The organism is Streptomyces sp. NPDC088252 (assembly GCF_044740965.1).
Lineage (GTDB): Bacteria > Actinomycetota > Actinomycetes > Streptomycetales > Streptomycetaceae > Streptomyces.
Genome location: NZ_JBIURS010000014.1, coordinates 46,240 through 63,908 on the forward strand (window position 1 = coordinate 46,240; position 17,669 = coordinate 63,908).

A 17,669-nucleotide genomic window follows, 5' to 3' on the forward strand; every position below is an offset into this window, starting at 1 on the left:
ACCCTAAGTGATGAACCGCACCGTAGATCGTTTCGGACCGTGGTTGTCAGGGCCCGGCGAATTACGCAACAATGGCGTTGTGAAAAACGTTGGCGAGGCTCCGCAGGAGGAACTCGCGACCGGCGAGCGCTCGACGCGCAACCGGGTCGCGCGCTCCATCCTGGACCACGGCCCGTCCACGGTGGCCGAGCTGGCGAAGCGCCTGGGCCTCACCCAGGCCGCTGTCCGCCGCCATCTCGACGCCCTTGTCTCCGACGGTGTCGTCGAGGCCCGTGAACAGCGGGTGTACGGCGCGCGGACCCGGGGCCGGCCGGCCAAGGTGTTCGCCCTGACGGACTGCGGGCGCGACGCCTTCGACCAGTCCTACGACAAGCTCGCGGCGGACGCCCTGCGGTGGATCGCCGAGACCTCGGGCGACGAAGCGGTCGTCGCTTTCGCGCGGGCCAGGATCGCGGCCCAGTCCGAGGCCTACCGCTCGGCGGTCGAGGCCGCCGACCCCGAGGCGCGCACGGAGGCGCTGGCCAAGGCCTTGTCCGCCGACGGGTACGCTGCTACGGCGCGTAGCGCGCCCGGCCCGCAGCAGGGCGAACAGCTGTGCCAGCACCACTGCCCGGTCGCTCATGTCGCCGAGCAGTACCCGCAGCTGTGCGAGGCGGAGACGGAGTTCTTCTCCAGCCTCCTCGGGACGCATGTGCAGCGTCTGGCCACCATCGCCCACGGCGACGGTGTGTGCACGACGTACATTCCGCGCAGCGGCCACTCAGCACCACAGACCATCAATTCAGCATCTGCAAGCACGGCCGGGAGGAACCCCGCATGACGCTCCCTACGGAGACTGCCCACCCTGAGCTCGAGGGTCTGGGTACGTACGAATTCGGCTGGGCCGACTCCGACGCGGCAGGCGCCGCAGCCAAGCGCGGGCTCTCCGAGGATGTCGTACGCGACATCTCGGCGAAGAAGAACGAGCCCGAGTGGATGCTGAAGCTGCGCCTCAAGGGCCTCAGGCTCTTCGACAAGAAGCCCATGCCGAGCTGGGGCTCCGACCTGTCGGGCATCGACTTCGACAACATCAAGTACTTCGTGCGGTCCACGGAGAAGCAGGCGGAGTCCTGGGAGGACCTGCCCGAGGACATCAAGAACACCTACGACAAGCTCGGCATCCCGGAGGCGGAGAAGCAGCGCCTGGTCGCCGGTGTCGCCGCGCAGTACGAGTCCGAGGTCGTCTACCACCAGATCCGGGAGGACCTGGAGGAGCAGGGCGTCATCTTCCTGGACACCGACACCGCGCTGAAGGAGCACCCGGAGCTCTTCAAGGAGTACTTCGGCACCGTCATCCCGGTCGGCGACAACAAGTTCGCCTCGCTGAACTCGGCCGTGTGGTCCGGCGGCTCGTTCATCTACGTGCCCAAGGGTGTCCACGTCGACATCCCGCTGCAGGCCTACTTCCGTATCAACACGGAGAACATGGGCCAGTTCGAGCGGACGCTGATCATCGTCGACGAGGACGCGTACGTCCACTACGTCGAGGGCTGCACCGCCCCGATCTACTCCTCCGACTCGCTGCACTCCGCGGTCGTCGAGATCATCGTGAAGAAGGGCGGCCGCTGCCGCTACACGACGATCCAGAACTGGTCGAACAACGTCTACAACCTGGTCACCAAGCGCGCCGTGGCCTACGAGGGCGCGACCATGGAGTGGGTCGACGGCAACATCGGCTCCAAGGTCACCATGAAGTACCCGGCCGTCTACCTGATGGGTGAGCACGCCAAGGGCGAGACCCTGTCCATCGCCTTCGCGGGCGAGGGCCAGCACCAGGACGCCGGCGCCAAGATGGTCCACATGGCGCCGAACACCTCCTCCAACATCGTCTCCAAGTCGGTGGCGCGAGGCGGCGGCCGCACCTCCTACCGCGGTCTGATCGAGATCGGCGAAGGCGCGCCGGGCGCGAAGTCCAACGTCCTGTGCGACGCCCTGCTGGTCGACACGATCTCGCGCTCCGACACCTACCCGTACGTGGACGTCCGCGAGGACGACGTGTCGATGGGGCACGAGGCCACCGTCTCCAAGGTCTCCGAGGACCAGCTCTTCTACCTGATGAGCCGCGGTCTGACGGAGTTCGAGGCGATGGCGATGATCGTGCGCGGCTTCGTCGAGCCGATCGCGAAGGAGCTGCCGATGGAGTACGCCCTCGAACTCAACCGGCTGATCGAGCTGCAGATGGAGGGCTCGGTCGGCTGACAGGGCCCAGCACGGCCCGACGACCGAATCCCCCGACTTTTGACAGAGAAAGCGAGCACTACGACAGCCATGGCTGAGGCTCAGAACATTCCGGCGGGGTCCACCACCACCGGCTCCATCGCGGTGGCCGCCGAGTCGACCGTCGCCACACGCATGAGCGCGCCCCCGTCCTTCGACGTCGCGGACTTCCCCGTCCCGCACGGTCGTGAGGAGGAGTGGCGGTTCACGCCGCTGGAGCGGCTGCGCGGACTGCACGACGGCACCGCCGTCGCCACCGGCGGCGCCGTGAAGGTCGCGATCGAGGCCCCCGAGGGCGTCACGGTCGAGACCGTCGGCCGCGACGACTCCCGGCTCGGGAAGGCCGGCACCCCGGTGGACCGCGTCGCCGCCCAGGCGTACACGTCCTTCGAGCAGGCGTCCGTCGTCACGGTCGCCAAGGAGGCCGTGCTCACCGAGCCGATCCGCATCGCGGTGCACGGCGAGGGCGGTGTGGCCTACGGCCACCAGGTCGTCGAGCTGGGAGCCTTCGCCGAGGCCGTCGTCGTCATCGACCACACCGGTGACGCGGTGCTCGCCGCCAACGTGGACTACGTCCTCGGCGACGGCGCGAAGCTCACCGTCGTCTCCGTGCAGGACTGGGACGAGAACGCGGTCCACGTCGGCCAGCACAACGCGCTGGTCGGCCGGGACGCCTCGTTCAAGTCGATCGTCGTCACCTTCGGCGGTGACCTCGTCCGTCTCCACCCGCGCGTCAGCTACGCGGGCACCGGCGGCGAGGCCGAGCTCTTCGGCCTGTACTTCACCGACAGGGGCCAGCACCAGGAGCACCGTCTCCTGGTCGACCACAACACCCCGCACTGCAAGTCCAACGCCGCCTACAAGGGCGCGCTCCAGGGCGACGACGCGCACGCGGTGTGGATCGGTGACGTCCTCATCCAGGCCAGGGCCGAGGGCACCGACACCTATGAGATGAACCGCAACCTCGTCCTCACCGACGGCGCGCGGGTCGACTCGGTGCCGAACCTGGAGATCGAGACCGGCGAGATCGTCGGCGCCGGCCACGCCTCCGCGACCGGCCGCTTCGACGACGAGCAGCTCTTCTACCTGATGTCCCGCGGCATCCCGGCCGAGGAGGCCCGTAGGCTCGTCGTGCGCGGCTTCTTCGCCGAACTGGTCCAGCAGATCGGGCTGCCGGACGTCGAGGCACGGCTGCTCGACAAGATCGAGGCCGAGCTGAAGGCGTCCGTCTGATGGCCTTCGTCAAAGCCTGTGCGCTGAGCGAGCTGGAGGACGACACCCCGAAGCGGGTGGAGCTCGACGGCATTGCGGTGTCCGTCGTCCGCACCGAGGGCGAGGTGTTCGCGATCAACGACATCTGCTCGCACGCGAACGTCTCACTGTCCGAGGGAGAGGTCGAGGACTGCATGATCGAGTGCTGGTTGCACGGCTCCAGCTTCGACCTCCGCACCGGCAAGCCGTCCGGTCTTCCCGCGACGCGCCCCGTCCCCGTATACCCCGTCAAGATCGAAGGGGACGATGTGCTCGTCTCCGTCACCCAGGAGTCCTGAGTCACCCATGGCAACGCTTGAAATCCGCGACCTGCACGTCTCCGTCGAGGCCGACAACGCCACGAAGGAGATCCTCAAGGGCGTCGACCTGATCGTGAAGCAGGGCGAGACCCACGCCATCATGGGCCCCAACGGGTCCGGCAAGTCCACCCTCGCGTACTCCCTCGCGGGTCACCCCAAGTACACGATCACCAGCGGTTCGGTGACCCTGGACGGCGAGGACGTCCTGGAGATGACCGTCGACGAGCGGGCCCGCGCCGGTCTGTTCCTCGCGATGCAGTACCCGGTCGAGATCCCCGGTGTCTCGGTCTCCAACTTCCTTCGCACCTCCGCCACCGCCGTCCGCGGCGAGGCGCCCAAGCTGCGTACCTGGGTGAAGGAGGTCAAGGAGACGATGGGCCGGCTCCAGATGGACCCGGCGTTCGCCGAGCGCAACGTGAACGAAGGCTTCTCCGGCGGTGAGAAGAAGCGCCACGAGATCCTTCAGCTGGAGCTCCTCAAGCCGAAGGTCGCGATCCTCGACGAGACCGACTCCGGCCTGGACGTCGACGCCCTGCGCATCGTTTCCGAGGGCGTCAACCGGGTCCGCGAGACCGGCGAGGTCGGCACCCTGCTGATCACGCACTACACGCGGATCCTCCGCTACATCAAGCCCGACTTCGTGCACGTCTTCGCCAACGGCCGTATTGCCGAGTCCGGCGGCGCCGAGCTCGCCGACAAGCTGGAGAACGAGGGCTACGAGGCATATGTGAAGGGTGGCGCTTCCGCGTGACACAGCTGCCGGGCCTCCTCGACACCGAGGCGATCCGCAAGGACTTCCCCCTGCTGGATCGTACGGTCCACGACGGAAAGAAGGTCGTCTACCTGGACAGTGCGGCGACCTCGCAGAAGCCGCGCCAGGTGCTCGACGCCCTCAACGAGTACTACGAGCGGCACAACGCCAATGTGCACCGCGGCGTGTACACGATCGCGGAGGAGGCCACGGCGCTGTACGAAGGCGCCCGTGACAAGGTCGCCGCGTTCATCAACGCGCCCAGTCGCAACGAGGTGATCTTCACCAAGAACGCCTCCGAGTCGCTGAACCTCGTGGCCAACATGCTCGGCTGGGCCGACGAGCCCTACCGGGTCGACCACGACACCGAGATCGTCACCACGGAGATGGAGCACCACTCCAACATCGTGCCGTGGCAGCTGCTCTCGCAGCGCACCGGCGCGAAGCTGAAGTGGTTCGGCATCACCGACGACGGCCGGCTCGACCTGTCCAACATCGACGAGATCATCACGGAGAAGACGAAGATCGTCTCCTTCACCCTGGTCTCCAACATCATGGGCACGATCAACCCGGTCGAGAAGATCATCCGCCGTGCCCAGCAGGTCGGCGCGCTGGTCTGCATCGACGCCTCGCAGGCCGCCCCGCACATGGTGCTGGACGTGCAGGCGCTGCAGGCCGACTTCGTGGCCTTCACCGGCCACAAGATGGTCGGCCCGACCGGCATCGGTGTGCTCTGGGGACGGCAGGAGCTCCTGGAGGACCTGCCGCCGTTCCTCGGCGGTGGCGAGATGATCGAGACCGTGTCGATGCACTCGTCGACCTACGCCCCCGCGCCGCACAAGTTCGAGGCCGGTACGCCCCCGATCGCCCAGGCCGTCGGCCTCGGCGCGGCCGTGGACTACCTCTCGGCGATCGGCATGGAGAACATCTACCGGCACGAGCACGCGATCACCGAGTACGCGGTGAAGCGGCTGCTGGAGGTGCCGGACCTCAGGATCATCGGTCCTGCGACGGCCGAGGACCGCGGCGCCACGATCTCCTTCACGCTCGGTGACATCCACCCCCACGACGTGGGTCAGGTACTCGACGAACAGGGCATCGCGGTCAGGGTCGGACACCACTGTGCGCGGCCGGTCTGCCTGAGGTACGGAATTCCTGCGACGACGCGAGCGTCGTTCTATCTGTACTCCACGCCCGCCGAGGTCGACGCCCTGGTGGACGGTCTGGAGCACGTACGGAACTTTTTCGGGTAATAGGCAGAGCGGTTACTAGGCAGAGCGGCTGAGGGTTGACTGGTGAAGCTTGATTCCATGTACCAGGAAGTGATCCTGGACCACTACAAGCACCCCCACGGGCGCGGCCTGCGGGACGGCGACGCCGAGGTGCACCACGTCAACCCGACGTGCGGCGACGAGATCACTCTCCGGGTGAAGTACGACGGCGAGACCATCACCGATGTGTCGTACGAGGGTCAGGGCTGCTCCATCAGCCAGGCCAGCGCCTCCGTGCTGAACGATCTGTTGGTCGGCAAGGAGCTGGGCCAGGCGCAGAAGATCCAGGAGACCTTCCTGGAGCTGATGCAGTCGAAGGGCCAGCTGGAGCCGGACGACGCGATGGAGGAGGTACTGGAGGACGCGGTCGCGTTCGCCGGTGTCTCGAAGTACCCGGCCCGGGTCAAATGCGCGCTACTGAGCTGGATGGCGTGGAAGGACGCGACGGCGAAAGCGCTGTCCGAAGGGAAGACGGCATGAGCGAGAACACGGTGACATCCAACGAGGGCCTGACGACCAAGCCGGCCTCCGAGGAAGAGGTCCGCGAAGCCCTGTACGACGTCGTCGACCCCGAGCTGGGCATCGACGTCGTCAACCTGGGCCTGATCTACGGCATCCACATCGATGACGCCAACATCGCCACCCTCGACATGACCCTGACGTCCGCGGCGTGCCCGCTGACCGACGTCATCGAGGACCAGGCGAAGTCCGCGACCGACGGCATCGTCAACGAGCTGCGGATCAACTGGGTCTGGATGCCGCCGTGGGGCCCGGACAAGATCACGGACGACGGGCGCGAGCAGCTGCGCGCGCTCGGCTTCAACGTCTGAGCCATCCGCGTCCGCGAACGGCCCCCGGCAACCGCCGGGGGCCGTTCGTCGTTGTTCGTCCGCCGTACGCGTGATGTGTGTCCGCCGTTGGCGAGGGAACGGGAGTCTGAACGCGAACCCACGCCGACGAGAGGCTCGCTGTGTCGCATCAGCTTTCGCTCCACAACCGCCGGGCGGCCATCGCCGCGAGCGGAGTTCTCGTACTGGCCGCCCTGGGCGTCGACGCCCCCGCGCACGCCGCGGGTTACGGCACGCCGACGATCGGGCTCTCGGTCTCCTATCTCTCCGGTGCCGTCGGCGCGACCGGTGACCCGGTGGTGACCGTCACCGTCGCGCAGAGCGGCGCCGATGCCGCGGCGCTAGGGGTGGCGGCGTCCGCCAGCTCCAAGCCGTCCGTCGCCGGAACCGGCGACGTGACCGTGACCGGGACCGGCGCCACCCGGCAGCTCGCGGTCGCCGCGCACGGGCGTGGCTACACGGACCTCACGATCAAGGTCACCGGACTCGGCGGCAGGACCGCCACCAGAACGCTGCACTACGCCGCGTCCGCCGCGGTGCAGAACGCCGCCGACACGCGCTACCTCACCGGCTCGTCGGACGCCTCGGCCGCCGTCGACGCGGGCGGCGGCTATGTGGTCGTCGCCGACGACGAGTCCAACACGCTGCGCCTGTACGACCGTTCGGTGTCCGGTGCGCCCGTGCGGAGCTGGGACGTCGGTTCGGATCTCGGGGTGTCGAAGGAGATCGACATCGAGGCCGGAGCCCGGGTCGGGAACACCATCTACTGGACCGGATCGCTGGGCAACAACAAGGACGGTGTGTACAAGGCCGACCGCAACACCGTCTTCACCACGACGGTGACCGGCTCGGGGGCCGCCACCCGGCTGACGGTGGGCGGCTCGTACAAGAAGCTCCGTGACGACCTCGTCGCCTGGGACAAGGCGAACGGCAACCGGTACGGCTTCGCCGCGGGGACGGCGGACGGTGAAGCGCCCAAGCAGATCGACGGATTCAACGTCGAGGGGCTGGAGTTCGCCCCCGGCTCGACGACCACCGCGTACCTCGGTTTCCGGGCGCCGCTCGTACCGCCGAAAGCGGGGGGCGAGGCGCTCGTCCTGCCCGTCACCAACTTCGACAAGGTGGCCGGCAGCGGGGCGAAGGCGGTCATCGGTACGCCGATCGAGCTGGACCTCGGCGGACTCAGCATCCGGGACATCCGCAGGAACGCGGCCGACCAGTATCTGATCGTGGCCGGTTCCTGGGCGGCCGACGACAATTCCGACCCGTACGCCCTCTACAGCTGGGACGGGGTCGCCGCTCACGCGCCGGTCGAGCGGGCCGATCTGCCGACCGCCGACCCGGGTGGCTGGGAGGCCGTCGTCGACGTTCCGGACCTGACGGTTCCGGGCGCCCGTGCGCAGCTGATCACGGATGCCGGATCGGCCGATCTGTACGGGGACGGCACGGAGGCGAAGGACCTCGACCACGCCGAGTGGAAGAAGTCCCGGGCCACCTGGTTCACCGTCGGCAGCTGACGGATCGGGCACCTTCGCGATTCGGGATGGTCAACGCTCATGCCTGCCGAGCAGACTGGCGGGCATGACCGTTTCTTTCCACAGCGTCGTCGTCGACACTCACGACCTTCCGTCGCTAGCCCGCTTCTGGTGCCAGGTGCTCGACTGGAAGGTGCTCTTCGAGGCCGACGACGAAATCGTCATCGGCGCCGACAAGTCGGCGCTTCCCGGGATCTGCTTCGTCTCCGTGCCGGAGCGCAAGGCGCGCAAGAACCGGCTCCACATCGACCTCGCCCCCGATGACCAGGCCGCCGAGGTCGAGCGCATCATCGGGCTCGGGGCGCGGCGGGCGGACATCGGGCAGCAGGCGGAGGTGAGTTGGGTGGTGCTGGAGGACCCCGAGGGGAACGAGTTCTGTGTGCTGAGTCCGAAGAACTCGCTCATCGACTGAGGAGCCCGGCCCGATCCGATAGGAGAGCCCAAGGGCTGTCCCGTGATCCATGGATCACGGGACAGCGCTCAATGGGTGCCGTACGGGGTCGTCGGTACGGCCGCCGCCTCGGCGAGGACCGGGCCAAGGTTCTCCGCGCGCATGCGCCGGTCGACGTAGAGAAGTCCGGTCACCAGCTGCGGAAACGTCGCCGAGAGGAGCTGACCGATGAGCTGCCCCATTACGAAGATCACCAGGTAGCCGCTCATGGCGAAGGCGATCGACGCGGGGTTCGGGTCCTCGTCCAGGGTCGAGCCGCCGATGGCGCCGGAGAACATGCCGAGGAACGAGAACGGGATCTGGATGACGTAGTTCGCCACGGCCGCCATCACGAAGGCCAGCAGACTGATCCCGAAGACCCGCCACCAGTCGCCGCGCACCAGCTGCGACGAACGGCGCAGGGCCGCCACCGGACTTTGCCGCTCGAAGACCGCGGCCGGGGCGGCCAGGCTGAACTTCACCCAGAGCCAGGCCGCCAGGGGAGCGGTGGCCAGGGCGCCGAGGAGGCCGAGGGCGGTCCACACCGCGGCACCGGACTCGTGGGCCAGGGTGATCGCACTGATCACGAGGGCGCAGAAGCCGACCATCATGAGCACCACCGGGATCATCGCGATCAGGCTGGACAGGATCACCGTGCCGATCACCGCCGGCACGCGCGCCCAGGCCCGTCGCCAGACGACGGAGAAGGTGGTGGGCCTGCCCAGTACCGCCTCCTGCAGGATCGCGGGAACGGCCGCGTACATCAGGGCCGTACAGAGCATGAGGGCGACCATGGCGACCAGCCAGATGGCGCCGAAGGCGATCAGTACCGGCGCGAGGTCGTCCGACGACGGGTCCTGATCGGCGCTGAGCGAGATGATCCGGTGCAGATGGTCACTGGTCGCGGAGTACGCGATCGACGTCGCCGCCCCCACGACGACCAGCGCCACGCCGTACACGGCCACGCCGACGCCGAAGAGCTGCTTCCAGTAGCGGCCTATCGTGCTGAAGGCGCCGCCGAGTATGTCCCCGAGCCTCAGGGGTGCCAGCGGTATCACTCCGGGCTTCGGCGGTGGCATCCAGCCACCCCATCCCGGTGGACCTCCGTACGGTGCTCCTCCGTACGGCGCACCGCCGCCCCACCCTGCGTCCTGCGTCACTGCAGCTCCGTTGTGTCGTCGTCCTGTGTGCCGGTCGGGACACCGTAGCGTCCCGCGTGGCGTGAATTCGTCGTACCGTGGTGCGAGCGGCGATGCGTACACTCGTACACATGGGATATGGACTGCTTGCCGCGGCGATCGCGGCGGAGGTGGCCGGCACGACGGCCATGAAGTACAGCGAGGGCTTCACCCGACTCTGGCCCTCGCTGATCACCGTCGCGGGCTATCTCATAGCCTTCACCCTGCTCGCCCAGACGCTGAAGACGCTGTCCATGGGCACCGCCTATGCCATCTGGGCCGGGATCGGCACCGCCGCCGTCGCCGCCATCGGCATCCTCTTCATGGGGGAGTCCGGCAACCTGGTCAAGCTGGCGGGCATAGCGCTGGTCATCGCCGGAGTGGTGGTGCTGAATCTGGGAGGGGCCCACTGATGACACGTCGTTACGATCCCGAGCGGCGCGGACGCATCATGGACGCCGCGATCCGGGTCGTCGGCGCCAAGGGCATCGCGGGGCTCAGCCACCGCTCCGTCGCGGCCGAGGCGGACGTGCCGCTCGGTTCGACGACCTATCACTTCGCCTCGCTGGACGAGTTGTTGATCGCCGCGCTGCGCCGGTCGAACGAGAATTTCGCCGAGGTCATGCGGGAGAGCGAGGCCCTGGCCGACCCGGCGGCCGACCTCGCCGAGGAGCTGGCCCGGCTGCTGGGGGAGTACTTCTCCGGCGGGCGCGGGCGGGCCGAGCTGGAGTACGAGCTGTACCTCGCCGCGCTGCGCAGGCCCGCGCTGCGGCCCGTCGCCGCCGAGTGGACCGACGGCACGGCCGAGTTGCTGTCCCGGCGCACCGATCCGGTCACGGCGCGGGCGCTGATCGCGCTCATGGACGGTATCTGCCTGCAGGTGCTGCTCACCGGCGGCGACTACGACGAGGCGTACACCCGCGAGATGATGAGCCGGATCGTCGGCTGACCGTTCCGGTCCCGGGTGCCGGGCCGGCCCGGCACCCGGCCGCACGTGCCCCTCACTCGGCGGACGGGCCCGCGTTCCGGACCGCGGCCAGGGCCGCCCGCACGCTCGCCTCGATGTCCGTGACCGGGTACAGCGCCTCGCGGATCGTCCGGTCCCGGTCGACCACCAGCGTCAGCCGCTTCAATCTGCTCGTTCCCACCGCGCGGAAGGTCGGCAGCCGCAGGGCCGCCGCCAGGTCCAGCTCCGCGTCGGACAGCAGCAGGAAGCGCAGCCGTTCCGCCTCCGCGAACGCCCGCTGTTCGTCCGGCCGTTGGGTCGAGACCCCGCGCACGCTCGCTCCTGCCGCCGTGAACTCGGCCAACTGGTCGCGGTACGTGCAGGATTCGAGGGTGCAGCCGCTCGCGCCGGGGATCTCGGCCCAGCCCGGCGGGTAGGCGTCCCGGCGGGCGTAGGCGCCGGGGAAGCAGTACAGGACGGTGTACGGGGTGTCGGCGACCGGGTCACGCGACGTGCCCTCGTGGTCCAGCAGGCGCAGCTCGGGCAGGCGGGTGCCCACCAGGGCGTGCACCCGGGCCGCCTCCTTCGACGCCGCCGCGGCCGTTGCCATCATTTCCCCTTCCCCCGTCACCCAGGTGTCGCCCCAGTCCTGGAGCGCGATCAGTACGGGCAGCAGCGCGTGTCCGCGCCGGGTGAGCCGGTACTCGTACCGGGGCGGCCGGTCCTGGTACGGCTCCCGGGACAGCACTCCCGCGTCGACCAGCAGCCGCAGCCGCTCGGTCAGCACTTTGCGGGAGACGCCCAGCTCTTGTTGCAGTGCGTCGAAGCGGTGCACCCCGCGCGCCGTGTCCCGCACGATCAGCAGGGTCCACCAGTCGCCGACGACATCGAGTGCCTGGGCGATGGCGCAGTCGGCGTCGGCCAGGCTGGTGCGCTGGGGCATGGGTCCTCCTTCGTGCTCCCGCGGCCGTATCTCACCGGATTGACCTGCAGGAAAGCATGATGCCATAGTCCGTTCCCAAGAGAGACTCACTTGGGGAGGGTGTTGCGGATGGGGTTCTTCGGGATGGTGCGGGACGTACCACGCACGGTACGGCTGCTGGCTCTCGGCTCCTTCCTCAACGGGGTCGTCAGCTTCACCTTCGTCTATCTCTTCGTCTATCTGACCGGCCCGCGCGGGCTGACCGTCCCCCAGGCCGGCGTGATCGCGGGCGTCGGCGGCATCGGCCTGGTCGCGGGGAACTTCACCGGCGGCTGGTTCGGCGATCACTACGGTCACCGCCGGATGCTCCTGACCGGTGCGCTGGTCGGCGGGGCGGCGCTCGCCACCCTGCCGGTCCTGCCCGTCGCGGCCATGTACGGGGTGCTGCCGCTCGCGCAGTACGCGGCGGGAGTCGTGCGCGCCGCCAACGCCGCACTCGTCGCGGTCTGTGTCCCCGAGGGCGGGCGGCGTCAGAGCTTCGCCCTCGTGCGGGCCGGGGGCAACGCGGCCTTCGCCGTCGGCCCGCCGCTCGGCGCGCTGATCGCCGCCCGCTTCTCGTACGACTGGCTGTTCGTCGCCGACGGTCTCGGGACGCTGCTCTTCGCGGGGTACGCGGCCATGGTGCTGCCGGCGCACGGCACCGCGCACGGCCGGCCGGCCCGCGAGCCCGGTGCACCCGGGCTCCTGCGGGAGCTGCGGGCCAGGCCCGCGGTGCTGGTCCTGCTCGCCGCGATCCTCTGCGTCGACCTCGTCTACCGCCAGCAGTACTCGACCCTGCCCGTCTTCCTGTCCGAGCACGGCCACGGCGCCCAGTTCTACGGCTGGCTGCTCGCGATCAACGGCGGCCTCATCCTCCTGCTGGAACTTCCCGCGGCGCACGCGCTGCGCCGACGGGAGCCGCTGGGCATCGTGGGCACCGGGCTGTTGCTCGTGGGGCTGGGATACGCGGTGCTCGTCCCGGGGGCCGGAGCGCTGTTCGCCGTCACCATGATGGCGGCCTTGACCGCGGGCGAGATCCTGTACAAGACCACCGCGACGGCGTACGTCGCCGACCAGGCTCCCGATCATGCGCAGGGCCGCTTCCAGAGCCTGTACGCGGGCGCCTCCATCAGCGGTCAGGTGCTGGCGCCACCGCTCGGCGGCGCTCTCTACGCCGCCGCGCCCGGCCTGCTCTGGCCGGCCTGCGCCGTGCTGGCCGGCGGCGCGGGGGCGGCGGTGCTGGCGGCCCGGCGGCTGCGGGCGGCGGAACCGGTGCCGGTGGCGGTGCGTCCGCCGGTGCGCGAGGAGGCCTCCGCACCGGCGCCCGGACGGCAGGCACGGTCCGGCTGACCGGGTGGTCATGGGTGCGGGGCGACCACCCGGCGAGACCGGTTGGCTCCGACGGCGCCCCGCCGGTTAGGTTTCCTGTCATGACCGACACGACTCCTGCTCGCACCACCGGCGCCGTCGCCGCCGGCCTCGCCACCATCGCCGGCGACGGTTCCGTTCTCGACACCTGGTTCCCCGCCCCCGAGCTCACCGCCGACCCGGGCCCGGCCGGAACCGAACGGCTCACCCCCGACCGGGCCGTCGACCTCCTGGGCGCGGGTGCCGCCAAGGCCATCGGTGTGGACGCCCGCCGCGGTGTCGAGATCGTCGCCGTCCGTACGGTCATCGCCTCGCTCGACGACAAGCCGCTCGACGCCCACGACGCGTACCTGCGTCTGCACCTCCTCTCGCACCGCCTCGTCCGGCCGCACGGCCAGAACCTGGACGGCCTCTTCGGTCTCCTCTCCAACGTCGCCTGGACCTCGCTCGGCCCGGTCGCCGTGGACGATGTGGAGAAGGTCCGGCTGAACGCCCGCGCCGAGGGCCTGCACCTGCAGGTCACCTCGGTCGACAAGTTCCCCCGGATGACGGACTACGTCGCGCCCAAGGGTGTGCGGATCGCCGACGCCGACCGGGTCAGGCTCGGCGCGCACCTCGCCTCCGGCACCACCGTCATGCACGAGGGCTTCGTCAACTTCAACGCGGGCACCCTCGGCACGTCGATGGTCGAGGGCCGGATCTCCGCGGGTGTCGTCGTCGGCAACGGCTCCGACATCGGCGGCGGCGCCTCCACCATGGGCACCCTCTCCGGCGGTGGCAAGGAACGCATCGTCATCGGTGAGCGCTGCCTGATCGGCGCCGAGGCCGGTGTCGGGATCGCGCTCGGCGACGAGTGTGTCGTCGAGGCCGGGCTCTACATCACGGCCGGCAGCCGCATCACGCTGCCGGACGGACAGATCGTCAAGGCCCGTGAGCTCTCCGGCGCCTCGAACATCCTCTTCCGTCGCAACTCGGTCACCGGAGCCGTGGAGGCGCGGCCGAACAACGCGGTCTGGGACGGCCTCAACGACGTCCTGCACAGCCACAACTAGCGTGTAGCGGCGAGAAGTTCCTCGTACGCCCTCCGCAGCCCGTCGGTCGCCTCGCGCCCGGCGGGCTGCAGTGGTTCCCGGACCGGTCCGGCGTCGAGCAGTGCCTTCGCCGTGACCGTGCCGGGCAGCCCGGACGCCATCATCAACTCGGTGAGCGGGACCATCAGCCCGTTGAGCCGGGCGGCCCCGGCGGTGTCCCCGGCGTCGAACGCGTCCAGGACCGCCCTCAGCTGCCGGGGCACCACATTGGCGACCGTGCTGACACAGCCCGCCGCGCCCACCGCGTACAACGGCAGATTCAGCTCCTCGCAGCCCGAGTAGTACGCCAGCGAGGTCGCGCCGATCACCTTCGTGGAGCCGAGCACGTCGTACGCACAGTCCTTCACGGCCACGACGCGCGGGTGCTCCGCGAGCCGCAGCAGGGTCTCCGGCTCGACGCGGGTGCCGGTGCGGCCGGGGATGTCGTACAGCATCAGCGGCAGGCCGGTGGCGTCGGCGACGCGCAGGAAGTGCGCCTCGACTGCGGCCTGCGGCGGCCTGCTGTAGTAGGGCGTCACCACCAACAGGCCGTCCGCGCCCGCCTGTTCGGCCTGCTGGGCCAGGGCCACGGTGTGCCGGGTGTCCGGGCCGCCGACCCCGGCGACGATCGGCACACCGTCGCCGACCGCCGCCCTGACCGCGCGCAACAGTGCGGTCTTCTCGGCGTCGGTCGTGGTCGGGGACTCGCCCGTGGTGCCGCTGAGCACCAGACCGTCGCAGCCGTCGGCGACCAGTGAGGCGGCATGCTTCCCGGCCGCGTCCGGGTCCAGTGCGCCGGAGGCGGTGAACGGTGTGATCATCGCGCAGAGCGCGCGGCCGAAAGGTGCTGAAGGTGCTGTCATACCCGAAGTGTCAGCCGACCAGACCGTGAAGGTCCACTTAGTTCTGCTTGGGATGAAAGGCAAGAATCGCTGAACAGTCGCGAGGAGGAGGGCGTGCGCTCCGGCATGATCGAACGTCTATGCGGAAGTCCGATGTGGGGGGCGGGGCATGAGCCTGCGGGATCTGACGGGGGCGGGGACCGGGCCGGAGGCGTGGCGACGCAGACCGGTGGTGGCCGTGCTCATGACCGGGGCGCTGGCCCTGTCGCTCTCGGGCTGTGCCGGGTTTCCCGTGCCGGCGGGCGAGGGCGAGCCGGCACCGACACCGAGTGCCCCCTACAGGGTGCACGCCGACAAGCTGCCGACCCCCGTCCCGACCGTCTCGGCCCCGCTCCCCGACCGGCCGCCGCCCCCGGCGCAGGGGCCCGGCCCCACGCCCTCCGCCGGCCGGGCCGGCTGCCCGTCCTCCGGGGTGGTCGTCGACATGGGCGAGGTGCAGGCCGCGCTGGGCCACCGGGCCGTCGGCCTCACCCTCACCAACTGCGGCAGCGAGCCGTACCGCGTCAAGGGCCATCCGTCCGTCCGGGCCCTGGACGACGCCGGTGACCCCCTGCCGGTCCCGGTGAACCCGGGCTCCTCCTGCATGGGGAGCGACGAGGGCCCTCAGGAGGTCGTGCTGAAGCCGGGAGGGACGATGCGGTCGCTTCTCGCCTGGGTCTCCACCCCGACCGGCGGCGACCTCGTCGAGGGCGACGCGCTGGAGATCGCACCGGCCCCCCGGCCTGGAGACGCGTACCTTCTCGTTGGAGGGGAGCGACGTACGGCTGCTCGACGAGCTGAACATGACCGCCTGGCGGACCGAACCGGCGGGACGGCGTCGCGACGAACCGGATCAGAGGGCGAGCTTGAAGCCCTCGTGACTGCGGGCGAAACCCAGAGATTCGTAGAACCGGTGCGCGTCGGTGCGTCGCTTGTTACTGGTCAGCTGCATCAGTCCGCACCCCCGCAGCCGGGCCCGGTCGACGGCCTGCTTCATCAGTTCCCGGCCCAGCCCGCCGCCCCGCCGGTCGGCCCTGATGCGCACCGCCTCGATCAGGGCCCGCTCCTCGCCGTGCTTGCCGAGCCCCGGTATGTACGTCGCCTGCAGACAGCCCACCACGGTCTCCCCCTCCACCAGGACGAGCATCTCGTTGCGCGGGTCGCTCTCGATGGCGGCGAAGGCCCTCTCGTACGTCTCGTCGACCACGACCGAGGCCGGGTCGACGACCCGCTCCTCGTCCGCGAGCAGCGCGAGGACGGCGGGCAGGTCGGCGCGGGTGGCGGTGCGAAGGAGCATGCCCGGGAGTCTGGCACGGACGCCCGAGCGGTCGGCACCCGGGCATGGGCGCGGCCGTGTGAGCGACCACACGGTGTGCGTGACCCGGGGCGCCCCCGTCGACCGCCGCCGCAGTGGTCAGCGACGTGCCATGTAGAGCGCGAAGGCCTTGTGCAGCACCTTGTTGATCGGGTAGTCCCACTCGCCGACGTATTCGGCGGCCCGGCCGCCGGTGCCGACCTTGAAGCGGAGCAGGCCCAGGAGATGGTTGCCCTCGTCCAGTGTGTCGGTGATGCCGCGCAGGTCGTACACGGCCGCGCCCCGCTCGTGCGCGTCGCTCATCATGCGCCACTGGATGGCGTTGCTGGGCTGGACCTCGCGCTTGCGGCCGGTCGAGGCGCCGTAGGAGTACCAGACGTGGTTCCCGACGGTCAGCATCGTCGCCGCGGCGAGCGTTTCGCCCTCGTGGTGGGCGAGGTAGAGCCGCATCCGGCCCGGGTCCTCGGCCCGCAGCGCGGTCCACATGCGCTCGAAGTAGTCGAGCGGGCGGGGGATGAAACGGTCGCGCCCCGCCGTCTCGCGGTACAGCTCGTAGAAGGCGGGAAGGTCCTCGTAGCCGCCCTCGACGACCTTGACGCCCGCCTTCTCCGCCTTCTTGATGTTGCGCCGCCACTGCTGGTTCAGATTGCGCCGGACCTCCTCCAGCGGCAGCCCGGCGAACGGCACCTGGAACACGTACCGGGGCTGCCCGGCACCGAAACCGCCCGCGCCGTCCTCCTCGCCCTGCCGCCAGCCCAGTGCGCGCAACTGCTCCACGACCTCGGCCGCCTGCGGCTCGTTCGCATCCGCGGCCACGTCGCGCAGTCGCCCGGCGGACGGTTCGGCGATGGCGTCCTTGACGGTCTCGGCGTCCCAGCGCCGGACGACCACCGGCGGGCCCATGCGCACCGAGAACGCCCTCTGCGCCTTCAGATGCGCCAGCATCGGCTCCAGCCACCGCCGCAGGGCGGTGTCGTGCCAGTCGATGACGGGGCCCTCCGGCAGATAGGCCAGGGTGCGTCCCGTCCGGGGGATCGGCCGGTGGAGGACGAGCCCGGCGCCCACGATCCGCTCCCGGCCGGTGGAGTCCCGGTCGAACCAGCCGATGCTCTCCGCGCGCCAGTCGGGCTTCACATCGCCCCACGACGGAACCTGCATATGGCTCACGGCGGGCCGGCTCGCGACGAACGCCAGATGTTCCTCGCGGGTGATCGCCCTGACATGCAGATCCATGAGGTGCTCCGTTCGTGGTTCTGTCGAGTCGTTGTTCTTTCGAGGGACCTGCGGG

19 protein-coding genes and 1 pseudogene are annotated in these 17,669 nt (G+C 69.8%); 15 read left to right on the plus strand and 5 right to left on the minus strand.

The features are described 5' to 3' along the window. Positions 1–79: 79 nt before the first annotated feature. The 10 genes from ACIOHC_RS26590 to ACIOHC_RS26635 all read left to right on the plus strand — a co-directional run bounded on the left by ACIOHC_RS26590 (position 80) and on the right by ACIOHC_RS26635 (position 8,644). Positions 80–820, plus strand: a complete 741-nt coding sequence (locus ACIOHC_RS26590) for a metalloregulator ArsR/SmtB family transcription factor (protein ID WP_351078826.1) — start codon at positions 80–82, stop codon at positions 818–820. After that, complete coding sequence (gene sufB / locus ACIOHC_RS26595) at positions 817–2,238, plus strand: Fe-S cluster assembly protein SufB (RefSeq protein WP_351078828.1); 1,422 nt, start codon at positions 817–819, stop codon at positions 2,236–2,238. The genes ACIOHC_RS26590 and sufB overlap by 4 nt, the downstream gene beginning before the upstream one ends. A gap of 69 nt (positions 2,239–2,307) precedes the next feature. Beyond that, positions 2,308–3,489 carry a Fe-S cluster assembly protein SufD gene (gene sufD, locus ACIOHC_RS26600; protein WP_351078831.1) on the plus strand — a complete coding sequence of 394 codons (1,182 nt, stop codon included), beginning with the start codon at positions 2,308–2,310 and terminating at the stop codon, positions 3,487–3,489. Beyond that, complete coding sequence (locus tag ACIOHC_RS26605; RefSeq protein ID WP_351078834.1) at positions 3,489–3,806, plus strand: bifunctional 3-phenylpropionate/cinnamic acid dioxygenase ferredoxin subunit; 318 nt, start codon at positions 3,489–3,491, stop codon at positions 3,804–3,806. Before sufD ends, ACIOHC_RS26605 begins: the two co-directional genes overlap by 1 nt. A 7-nt stretch (positions 3,807–3,813) precedes the next feature. Then, on the plus strand, positions 3,814–4,578 hold the full coding sequence (sufC, locus tag ACIOHC_RS26610; RefSeq protein ID WP_351078837.1) for a Fe-S cluster assembly ATPase SufC: 765 nt from the start codon (positions 3,814–3,816) through the stop codon (positions 4,576–4,578). Continuing rightward, a complete protein-coding gene (locus ACIOHC_RS26615) occupies positions 4,575–5,831 on the plus strand; it encodes a cysteine desulfurase (RefSeq protein ID WP_351078840.1) in 1,257 nt (418 codons plus the stop codon). Before sufC ends, ACIOHC_RS26615 begins: the two co-directional genes overlap by 4 nt. 42 nt (positions 5,832–5,873) lie before the next feature. After that, complete coding sequence (gene sufU, locus ACIOHC_RS26620; RefSeq protein ID WP_344516247.1) at positions 5,874–6,329, plus strand: Fe-S cluster assembly sulfur transfer protein SufU; 456 nt, start codon at positions 5,874–5,876, stop codon at positions 6,327–6,329. Then, a complete protein-coding gene (locus ACIOHC_RS26625; protein WP_376209992.1) occupies positions 6,326–6,679 on the plus strand; it encodes a metal-sulfur cluster assembly factor in 354 nt (117 codons plus the stop codon). The genes sufU and ACIOHC_RS26625 overlap by 4 nt, the downstream gene beginning before the upstream one ends. A 140-nt stretch (positions 6,680–6,819) precedes the next feature. Continuing rightward, positions 6,820–8,214: a hypothetical protein gene (locus ACIOHC_RS26630; RefSeq protein WP_351078843.1), complete on the plus strand. Its 1,395-nt coding sequence runs from the start codon at positions 6,820–6,822 to the stop codon at positions 8,212–8,214. Between the two features lie 64 nt (positions 8,215–8,278). Then, on the plus strand, positions 8,279–8,644 hold the full coding sequence (locus ACIOHC_RS26635) for a VOC family protein (protein ID WP_351078846.1): 366 nt from the start codon (positions 8,279–8,281) through the stop codon (positions 8,642–8,644). Between the two features lie 68 nt (positions 8,645–8,712). Here the strand turns inward: ACIOHC_RS26635 and ACIOHC_RS26640 are convergent, their stop codons facing one another. Continuing rightward, positions 8,713–9,741, minus strand: a complete 1,029-nt coding sequence (locus ACIOHC_RS26640; RefSeq protein ID WP_351078849.1) for a hypothetical protein — start codon at positions 9,739–9,741, stop codon at positions 8,713–8,715. Between the two features lie 191 nt (positions 9,742–9,932). On the opposite strand from ACIOHC_RS26640, the gene ACIOHC_RS26645 reads away from it, so the two are divergent. Then, positions 9,933–10,253 carry a multidrug efflux SMR transporter gene (locus ACIOHC_RS26645; protein WP_351078852.1) on the plus strand — a complete coding sequence of 107 codons (321 nt, stop codon included), beginning with the start codon at positions 9,933–9,935 and terminating at the stop codon, positions 10,251–10,253. Continuing rightward, positions 10,253–10,789, plus strand: coding sequence for a TetR family transcriptional regulator (locus ACIOHC_RS26650; RefSeq protein ID WP_351078855.1), 537 nt, complete (start codon positions 10,253–10,255; stop codon positions 10,787–10,789). Before ACIOHC_RS26645 ends, ACIOHC_RS26650 begins: the two co-directional genes overlap by 1 nt. A gap of 52 nt (positions 10,790–10,841) precedes the next feature. Here the strand turns inward: ACIOHC_RS26650 and ACIOHC_RS26655 are convergent, their stop codons facing one another. Continuing rightward, complete coding sequence (locus ACIOHC_RS26655; protein WP_401844238.1) at positions 10,842–11,729, minus strand: winged helix-turn-helix transcriptional regulator; 888 nt, start codon at positions 11,727–11,729, stop codon at positions 10,842–10,844. A 108-nt stretch (positions 11,730–11,837) separates the two neighbouring features. Here ACIOHC_RS26655 and ACIOHC_RS26660 point away from each other — a divergent pair, with 108 nt between their 5' ends. Both ACIOHC_RS26660 and dapD read left to right on the plus strand, forming a co-directional pair. After that, a complete protein-coding gene (locus tag ACIOHC_RS26660; RefSeq protein ID WP_351078861.1) occupies positions 11,838–13,097 on the plus strand; it encodes an MFS transporter in 1,260 nt (419 codons plus the stop codon). A gap of 80 nt (positions 13,098–13,177) precedes the next feature. Beyond that, positions 13,178–14,167, plus strand: coding sequence for a 2,3,4,5-tetrahydropyridine-2,6-dicarboxylate N-succinyltransferase (dapD, locus tag ACIOHC_RS26665; RefSeq protein ID WP_351078864.1), 990 nt, complete (start codon positions 13,178–13,180; stop codon positions 14,165–14,167). On the opposite strand, the gene dapA is transcribed toward dapD, so the two are convergent. Continuing rightward, positions 14,164–15,048, minus strand: coding sequence for a 4-hydroxy-tetrahydrodipicolinate synthase (gene dapA / locus ACIOHC_RS26670; protein WP_351078867.1), 885 nt, complete (start codon positions 15,046–15,048; stop codon positions 14,164–14,166). The genes dapD and dapA overlap by 4 nt on opposite strands. 463 nt (positions 15,049–15,511) lie before the next feature. On the opposite strand from dapA, the pseudogene ACIOHC_RS26675 reads away from it, so the two are divergent. Further along, positions 15,512–15,763: pseudogene (locus ACIOHC_RS26675) on the plus strand (DUF4232 domain-containing protein); the annotation flags it as partial. 156 nt (positions 15,764–15,919) lie between these two features. Here ACIOHC_RS26675 and ACIOHC_RS26680 read toward each other — a convergent pair. Further along, positions 15,920–16,363, minus strand: a complete 444-nt coding sequence (locus ACIOHC_RS26680; protein WP_351078870.1) for a GNAT family N-acetyltransferase — start codon at positions 16,361–16,363, stop codon at positions 15,920–15,922. 117 nt (positions 16,364–16,480) lie between these two features. Continuing rightward, a complete protein-coding gene (locus tag ACIOHC_RS26685; protein ID WP_401844242.1) occupies positions 16,481–17,614 on the minus strand; it encodes a lipid II:glycine glycyltransferase FemX in 1,134 nt (377 codons plus the stop codon). Between the last annotated feature and the right edge of the window lie 55 nt (positions 17,615–17,669).

Coding starts and splice junctions, on each gene's coding strand:
- sufB (WP_351078828.1), top strand. CDS start 817: ATGACGCTCCCTACGGAGACTGCCCACCCTGAGCTCGAGGGTCTGGGT.
- sufD (WP_351078831.1), top strand. CDS start 2,308: ATGGCTGAGGCTCAGAACATTCCGGCGGGGTCCACCACCACCGGCTCC.
- ACIOHC_RS26605 (WP_351078834.1), top strand. CDS start 3,489: ATGGCCTTCGTCAAAGCCTGTGCGCTGAGCGAGCTGGAGGACGACACC.
- sufC (WP_351078837.1), top strand. CDS start 3,814: ATGGCAACGCTTGAAATCCGCGACCTGCACGTCTCCGTCGAGGCCGAC.
- ACIOHC_RS26625 (WP_376209992.1), top strand. CDS start 6,326: ATGAGCGAGAACACGGTGACATCCAACGAGGGCCTGACGACCAAGCCG.
- ACIOHC_RS26635 (WP_351078846.1), top strand. CDS start 8,279: ATGACCGTTTCTTTCCACAGCGTCGTCGTCGACACTCACGACCTTCCG.
- ACIOHC_RS26640 (WP_351078849.1), bottom strand. CDS start 9,741: ATGCCACCGCCGAAGCCCGGAGTGATACCGCTGGCACCCCTGAGGCTC.
- ACIOHC_RS26645 (WP_351078852.1), top strand. CDS start 9,933: ATGGGATATGGACTGCTTGCCGCGGCGATCGCGGCGGAGGTGGCCGGC.
- ACIOHC_RS26650 (WP_351078855.1), top strand. CDS start 10,253: ATGACACGTCGTTACGATCCCGAGCGGCGCGGACGCATCATGGACGCC.
- ACIOHC_RS26655 (WP_401844238.1), bottom strand. CDS start 11,729: ATGCCCCAGCGCACCAGCCTGGCCGACGCCGACTGCGCCATCGCCCAG.
- ACIOHC_RS26660 (WP_351078861.1), top strand. CDS start 11,838: ATGGGGTTCTTCGGGATGGTGCGGGACGTACCACGCACGGTACGGCTG.
- dapD (WP_351078864.1), top strand. CDS start 13,178: ATGACCGACACGACTCCTGCTCGCACCACCGGCGCCGTCGCCGCCGGC.
- dapA (WP_351078867.1), bottom strand. CDS start 15,048: ATGACAGCACCTTCAGCACCTTTCGGCCGCGCGCTCTGCGCGATGATC.
- ACIOHC_RS26680 (WP_351078870.1), bottom strand. CDS start 16,363: ATGCTCCTTCGCACCGCCACCCGCGCCGACCTGCCCGCCGTCCTCGCG.
- ACIOHC_RS26685 (WP_401844242.1), bottom strand. CDS start 17,614: ATGGATCTGCATGTCAGGGCGATCACCCGCGAGGAACATCTGGCGTTC.